Annotated in this window: 5 protein-coding genes; 4 read left to right on the forward strand and 1 reads right to left on the reverse strand. The window is 70.8% G+C overall.

The genetic code is table 11. The annotated features are described in order from the left end of the window. Positions 1-25: 25 nt before the first annotated feature. The 4 genes from Q1A98_RS07585 to Q1A98_RS07600 all read left to right on the forward strand — a co-directional run bounded on the left by Q1A98_RS07585 (position 26) and on the right by Q1A98_RS07600 (position 5,295). Positions 26-787 carry a GAF domain-containing protein gene (locus tag Q1A98_RS07585; RefSeq protein ID WP_299571570.1) on the forward strand — a complete coding sequence of 254 codons (762 nt, stop codon included), beginning with the start codon at positions 26-28 and terminating at the stop codon, positions 785-787. Between the two features lie 80 nt (positions 788-867). Beyond that, positions 868-2,361: a sugar transferase gene (locus Q1A98_RS07590; protein WP_299571573.1), complete on the forward strand. Its 1,494-nt coding sequence runs from the start codon at positions 868-870 to the stop codon at positions 2,359-2,361. A 180-nt stretch (positions 2,362-2,541) separates the two neighbouring features. Further along, positions 2,542-3,996, forward strand: a complete 1,455-nt coding sequence (locus Q1A98_RS07595) for an ankyrin repeat domain-containing protein (protein ID WP_299571575.1) — start codon at positions 2,542-2,544, stop codon at positions 3,994-3,996. A 24-nt stretch (positions 3,997-4,020) separates the two neighbouring features. Next, the gene (locus Q1A98_RS07600) at positions 4,021-5,295 is read left to right on the forward strand and encodes a competence/damage-inducible protein A (protein WP_299571578.1); all 1,275 of its coding nucleotides are present in this window, start codon (positions 4,021-4,023) and stop codon (positions 5,293-5,295) included. On the opposite strand, the gene Q1A98_RS07605 is transcribed toward Q1A98_RS07600, so the two are convergent. After that, a complete protein-coding gene (locus Q1A98_RS07605; RefSeq protein ID WP_299571580.1) occupies positions 5,285-6,613 on the reverse strand; it encodes a condensation domain-containing protein in 1,329 nt (442 codons plus the stop codon). The genes Q1A98_RS07600 and Q1A98_RS07605 overlap by 11 nt on opposite strands. Positions 6,614-7,025: the final 412 nt, after the last annotated feature.

Here is a 7,025-nt window from a genome sequence, read left to right on the forward strand (position 1 = left end):
GTGGTGATTCGCTATCGTGAACCGCATGCCCGGCACATCCCCCGCGGTCGACCCGCTGGTCTCCGCGGTCCTCACGCGCGCCGCACGGTCCACCGGCGAGGACGTCGACGTCTACATCGGACGCGCGGTGGCATCGCGCCTCGCCGCGGACCTCGTCGGGTCCGACGACCCCGACCTCACTGCGGCCATCACCGCGCTGCGCCGCACGGGGCTGGCGGGCGACGCAGCGCACCAGGACGACGCCGCGCCGGCGGGAACGGACGCGGTGACACTGCCGCCCGGTGTGATCGACCCGGTGATCGTGGATCCCGACCGTCTCCGCGTGCTGTTCGAGACCGGGCTGATGGACACCCAGCCGGGTGCCACGTACGACCGCATCGCCCAGATGGCGGTGGACGCATTGGACGTGCCGAGCGCCGGCGTCTCGCTGGTGTCCGACGAGAAGCAGTGGTTCTGCAGCGCCGCGGGCCTGTCCGGTGAACTCGCCGAGACACGCACCGTCTCGCTCGACCGCTCGCTGTGCCAGCACGCGGTCTCCGCCGGGACACCGCTGATCATCGAGGACGCGCGGCTCCACCCCACGCTCTCGGACCACCCGATCGTCGCCGACGGCACCGTCGTCGCCTATGCGGGCATCCCGCTGACCGACTCACAGGGCCACACGATCGGAACCCTGTGTGCCTGGGACGGGAAGCCGAGACAGTGGACCACCGGCCACGTCCAGATCCTCGAGGACCTCGCGACCATCGTCCGCGAACGCATCTTCGGCGACGACGCGCTGGTCTGATTGACCCGAATTCGCAAAATCTAATCGGGGTCTTCACTAAACTGCATTCATGATCGGATCAGAGATCTGAGCTGGCTGCGATGGCCCTGCAGACCGCCCCCGCGCCGTCTCCGACCTCGACTCCCGTACGGGGCGAGGAGACGGACTCGGCCCTCCTCCGTCGGATCCGGCGGGATCCCGGTCATTCGATCGTCACCGTCGTCGTCGACGTCGTGGCCGCCTCGGCGGCCGTGGCGATCGGGTCGATCTGGGCCGACGCCACACAGGATCAGCATCCACCGCTGTGGGCGTTGTGGTTGTTCGTGCCCACGGTCGTGATGACTTTCGCCCTCCAGCAGATGTACCGCAGACAGTTGCGGCGCAACTTCCTCGACGAGCTGGCGCCCGTCATGACGGCGCTGGCCGTCGCCGCCGTCCTCACGCTCGGGTTCATCGTCACGTTCCTCACGCAGGCGTCGCAGACCGGTGTCACCACGACCAAGGTGTGGATCTGCGCGGTCGTGCTCGTCACCGTCGGACGGTTCGTCCGCGTCGTGATCCAGCGCAACCTGCGTGTCCGCCGGGGGTCCCTCGCCCCGACGCTCGTCGTCGGCGACGGCCCCATCGCGCACCAGCTCATCGCGCGGATGAAGGACATGCCGGAGTACGGTCTGCGTCCGGTCGGGATCCTCGCCACCACTCCGCTGCAAGTGGTCGGTGACGTACCCGTCGGTGACCCTCTCTCGCCCGATGTCCCGCGACTCGGGCCACCGAGGACGATCAAGGAAGCCATCGCGGCGACCGAGGCCGAGGAGATCGTCGTCGCCGCCGAGGACATGGACGACGACCAACTCGCCCGGGTGGTCCGCGCTGCGCACCGGCGTGGCATCCGCGCCTGGGTCCTGCCCCGCGCGCACGACGCCGTCGGGGCGCGGGCACGCATCGACCACCTCGGCGGTGTCCCCCTCCTGATCCTCCCCCGGATCAACCCCCGCAGTTGGCAGTTCGCCGTCAAGCACTCCGTCGACCGGATGGCCGGGGCGGTCGGACTGCTCCTGATCTCCCCCATCTTCCTCACGCTGATGCTCCTCGTCCGGCTGAGCTCACCCGGGCCGATCTTCTTCTCCCAGGAGCGCGTCGGGCGGAACGGGAAGGTGTTCGGCTGCCTCAAGTTCCGGTCGATGCGTCCGCCGACCGAGGCGGACAAGGCGTTCGAACTGAAGGCGGGCGCCGCGCCCGGCGGCGTCGAGGGAGTGGACCGTCGCACGAAGGTCGGCAAGATCATGCGGTCGACGTCGATGGACGAACTGCCCCAGCTGATCAACGTCGTCCGCGGCGAGATGAGCCTCGTCGGGCCGCGTCCCGAACGGCCGGAGTTCGTGGAGCTCTTCGACATGCAGATCCGCCGCTACGGCGAGCGGCACCGGGTGAAGGCGGGGGTCACCGGCTGGGCACAGGTCCACGGCCTCCGTGGCCAGACGTCGATCGCCGACCGTGCCGAGTGGGACAACTACTACATCGAGAACTGGTCGATCGCCCTCGACCTGAAGATCCTCGCCCTCACCGTCCTCACGGTGTTCCACCGCGCGGAGTAGTCGGGGCACACGGCTCTCGCCGAGGACGCGGCTTCTGGGTATCCTCGTCCCCGGCGCGCAGGACGCCACCGGGTCCGCGGAGAGGGCTGAGCCCACCTGCACCGGTGATGGACGTCCTGGCCCCTCGTCACCTCTTCTCGCCCCGTCACGCGGACCACGGGGACGCGAGAGGAGATCGCGGTGGCGACCCTTCCCGAACGACCCGACATCGACTGGCTCCGCCGACGGGCCCGCGACCTGCAGCGTGGCGTGCGCTCGGGCGAACCCGACGCACTCCGGCAGGCGTCGATTCCCGCTGCCGACAGCGACTTCCGGCTCGCCGACGCACACCGCGTCATCGCCCGGGCCCACGGCTTCGCGAGTTGGCCGAGGCTCCAGTCGCACGTGCGTGCCATCGCCGGACGCACGTGGATCCCGAAGCCGGCCCCGGACGACGAACCCCCGGCACACCGGTTCGTCCGAGTCGTCTGCGAGACATGGACCGGCACACCGCCCGATCTCGCTGTGGCGCAGGAGATCTGGGCATCACATGACGAGCTACGGGACGACCCCGTCGTGGCCGCCGTCACTGGCGACATCCCCGCCGTGCGTGAACGTCTCCGCGGCCACCATCCCGACGACCCCTGCGGGCCGTTCGGATGGCCGCTGCTGATGTACGTCGGCTTCGCGCGGTGGCCGGTGCCGCAGCAGACGGCGATCGCACTCGTCGAGGTACTGCTGCACGCCGGAGCCGACCCGGACACGGGGCGTCACTTCGCCGGCCACGCCACGCCCTTCACGGTGCTCACCGGGCTGTTCGGAGGGGGCGAGCACGACGAGTCGCCGCACGCGCATCGCGATGCGCTCGGCCGCGCGCTGCTGCGCGCCGGCGCCGAACCGACGGACGCCCAGCTGCTCTACAACCGGATGTTCGGCACCGACGACGCCCACCTGCGCCTGCTGTTCGAGTTCGGACTGGGCACCGGTGACGGCGGCCCGTGGCGTCGCCGACTGCCCGACCTGATCGCCCCGCCCGGTGTGCTCGTCCGTCAGCAGCTGGCGTGGGCGATCGTCCACGGGATGGCTGATCGCGTCGCGCTCCTGGCCGAGCACGGCGTGGACGTCGTCGATCCCCTGCCCGACGGTCCCGGGCCCGTCCGAGCCGGGGGAACACCGGTCGCCGTCGCGATCCGGTCCGGGCACGCCGCGATCGCCGACGACCTGCGCTCCCTCGGCGCGCCCGACCCGAAGGTCGACGCGGTCGACCGACTGCTCGGCGCAATCCTCGCGGGTGAGATGGACACGGTCCGCACGGCCGACCTGACGACCTTGATCGCGGCGCGTCGACGTCATCCGGGGTTCACGGCCTGGGCGGCGACCCGAGGTGTCACGGCCGTCGCGGCGGCGGTCGAGGCAGGGTTCGATCTCGACGGTCTCGGCCGGTCCGACGCGCCCATCGTCGCGCCGTGGCAGACCGCGCTGCACACTGCCGTCGAGCGCGACGACGTCGAGCTGGTCGGGTGGCTGCTCGACCACGGTGCCGACCCCTCGATCCGCGACGCCCGGTTCGACGCGACCCCACTCGACTGGTCGCGCCATCTCGGACGTCCGCGGTGCGAGGCCGTCCTGGCCTCTGCGTACGGCTCGGACGCATGAGTCCGCCCGCGTAGTGTCGGCGATGTGAGTGCGCGCGCGGGCATCGTCGTCACGGGGACCGAGGTCCTCACCGGTCAGATCTCGGATCGCAACGGGCCGTGGATCGCGACGCAGTTGCTGGATCTCGGCGTCGACGTCGCCCACATCACGGTCTGCGGTGACCGGCCCGACGACCTCCGCTCCGCGCTGCGTTTCCTCGCCGACGAGGGCGTCGACCTCATCGTGACGAGTGGTGGCCTCGGCCCCACCGCCGACGACCTCACCGTCGCGACGGTCGCCGACTTCTGCGGGATCGGCGTCGACCACGATCAGCAGGTCGAGGACCAGATCAGGGACATCGTGCGGGAGTGGAGCATCCGGCGCGGCAACGACCCCGACCGCGAGTCCGTGCGCGCCGCCATCCGCAAGCAGGCGATGGTCCCGCGTGGCGCGACCGTGGTCTCCCCCGCCGGGACTGCGCCCGGCGTGGTGGTCCCGGCCGGGTCGGACCACCCGGTGGTGATGGTCCTCCCGGGCCCTCCGCGTGAGCTCCAGGCGATGTGGCCCGCCGCGGTCGACGCACAGCCGGCGGTCGAGGCGATCCGAGGGCGGATCGAGCTCGAGACCGAGACCATCCGGATGTTCGGCACCGCGGAGTCGGAACTGGCGGAGACCCTGCGCGACGCGGAGTCGACCGTGTCGCGCTTCGGCGACCTCGAGATCACGACATGCCTCCGCGTGAGCGAGCTGGAGATGGTCACCCGGTTCCCCGCGGACGCGATGGACGCCTACCGTGCCGTCGCCGGTCTCGTCGTCGAGCGCCACGGCGACACCGTCTACTCCACCGACGGCTCGACCGTCGACGACCAGGTGGCGGCGCTCCTGGCCGGGCACCGCATCGCGACCGCGGAGTCCTGCACCGGCGGCATGATCGCTGCGCGCCTCACCGATCGCGCCGGGTCGTCGGCGTACGTCATGGGAGGGGTCGTGTCGTACGACAACTCCGCCAAGACCGGCCTGCTGGACGTGCCCGCCGCGATGATCGCCGAGCACGGCGCGGTCAGCGAGGAGGTCGCGTCGGCCATGGCGACCGGCGCGCTGTCCCGTCTCGGCGCCGACATCGCGGTGTCCACCACGGGTGTCGCGGGTCCGGGCGGTGGGACACCCGAGAAGCCGGTCGGGACGGTGTGTTTCGGTCTGGCCCGGTCCGGAGGGAGCGTCATCACGCGCCGCCTCGTCCTGGCGGGGACGCGTGCCGACGTCCGCGAACGGTCGGTGACCGTCGCGATGCACATGCTGCGGAGCGCGCTCAGCGACTGACGAGAGCGCCTGCGACCTCGGCGATCGGGGCGTCGGGCATGTCGAGGAGCGTCGACAGCAGCGCGAGGAACGCTTCGAGGTGCGCGTCGATCTCCTCACGGCCGTACATCGTCGAGTTGCCGTGCAGGTCGACGACGATCGGCAGCCCCGCGCCCGCCTGATAGAGGTTGACGCGGAGGTCCTGCAGGATCCCCGAGGACAGGATCTGGTAGCTGACGTCGGCGCCTTCGAGTGCGAGCGGCTTGTCGAAGAAGACGAGATTGACGATCGGCCCGAACGCGGTGACGCGAGGATCGTCGATGCCCGCAGCGCGGGCGATGTCAGCGAACGGGAACCGTTGGTGGCGCAGACATCCCGTGAGTTCGAGGGTCACCGCCTCCACCAGCGACGTCAGGGTGCGGCCACCGACGCCGTCGAGCCGGACCGGCAGCATGTTCGCCACCATCCCGCCGGCGCGCTTGATCTTCGCGGTCGCCCGACCTGTCACCGGCAGGGTCAGGACGACGTCGTCGCGACCCCCCGCGTTCGACAGGTAGGCGGCGAACGCGGCGGCGAGCACCCCGGCCGTCGACGAGTTCATGTCTGCGGCCACCGCCGAGGTGCGCTCCTGCAGCGCGGTATCCATGGTCCGTGAGCACACGACGTGGTCGGCGGTGTAGCGCAGCGTCGGCCCCCGACGCGAGAGGGACACGGGCGCCGGCAGATCCGCGACCTTGGCTCGCCAGTGCTGCTCGTCGACCGCCCGACGGGAGCCGGCGAGGTACTTCTCGTCGTCGGCGATCACCTCGGCCAGGGTGGCACGGGGCGCGACGACGTACTCCTCGCCGCGTACCGCGGCGTTGTAGCGGTCGACCCCTTCGTGGAGACAGGTGAGGGCAGAGAACCCGTCGAACGCGATGTGGTGTCCGCGCAGGTACCAATACGTGCGGTCGTCGGCGACGCGGATGAACGCCGAGATCGCGACGGCGTCGCGGGTGACGTCCATCAGCCCCTGGTGGTCCGCGGCCATCCAGGCGTCTGCGGCGGCGAGAGGATCGGGTTCGTCGCGCAGATCGATGTCGACGACGTCGAACGACAGATCGAGATCGACGTACTGTCGCGGCTCGCCGTCGACGACGGTGAACCGCGAGTACGCGGTCTCGAGCAGTCGGGATCCCTCGCGGACACCGACCCGGAAGAGGTCGCGGTCGAGGCTGCGATCGGTGTCACGGATGTCGAGATAGTGGGCGACGGTCACCGAGTAGTCGTCCTGCAGGTGTTCGGCGTCCCACATGCTCCGCTGCGCCGCGGTCAGCCCGAACGGTGTCCCTGCCGTCATCTGATCGACCCCCCGATCACGTCCCCGATGTCGCGCAGCAGTCTAGCGGCAGCGCACCGTCTCCACCGGCCGAGCGCCACCCGTCGAGTGGGCGGCCGGAGACGTCGAGTGGGCGCTTGGCGGCGTCGAGTGGGCGCTCGGCGGCGTCGAGTGGGCGCTTGGCGGCGTCGAGTGGGCGGCCGCGACAGGCGACTTCGGTCTTCCGCCCAGTCGACTGTTCCAACTGCCCAACCGACGTCTCCCACCGCCCACTCGACGGGTGGTGGCGGTGGCCGCGGCACGGTGTCACAGCTCGTCGACGGTCCCTCTCGCCGCCGGGTTGCTCCACGTGCCCGACGAACGGTCCCGGCCGCCCAACGAACGGTCCCGGCCGCCCAACGAACGGTTCCGGGCGCCCAACGAACGGCGGGGG

Source organism: uncultured Williamsia sp. (assembly GCF_947494875.1).
Lineage (GTDB): Bacteria > Actinomycetota > Actinomycetes > Mycobacteriales > Mycobacteriaceae > Williamsia_A.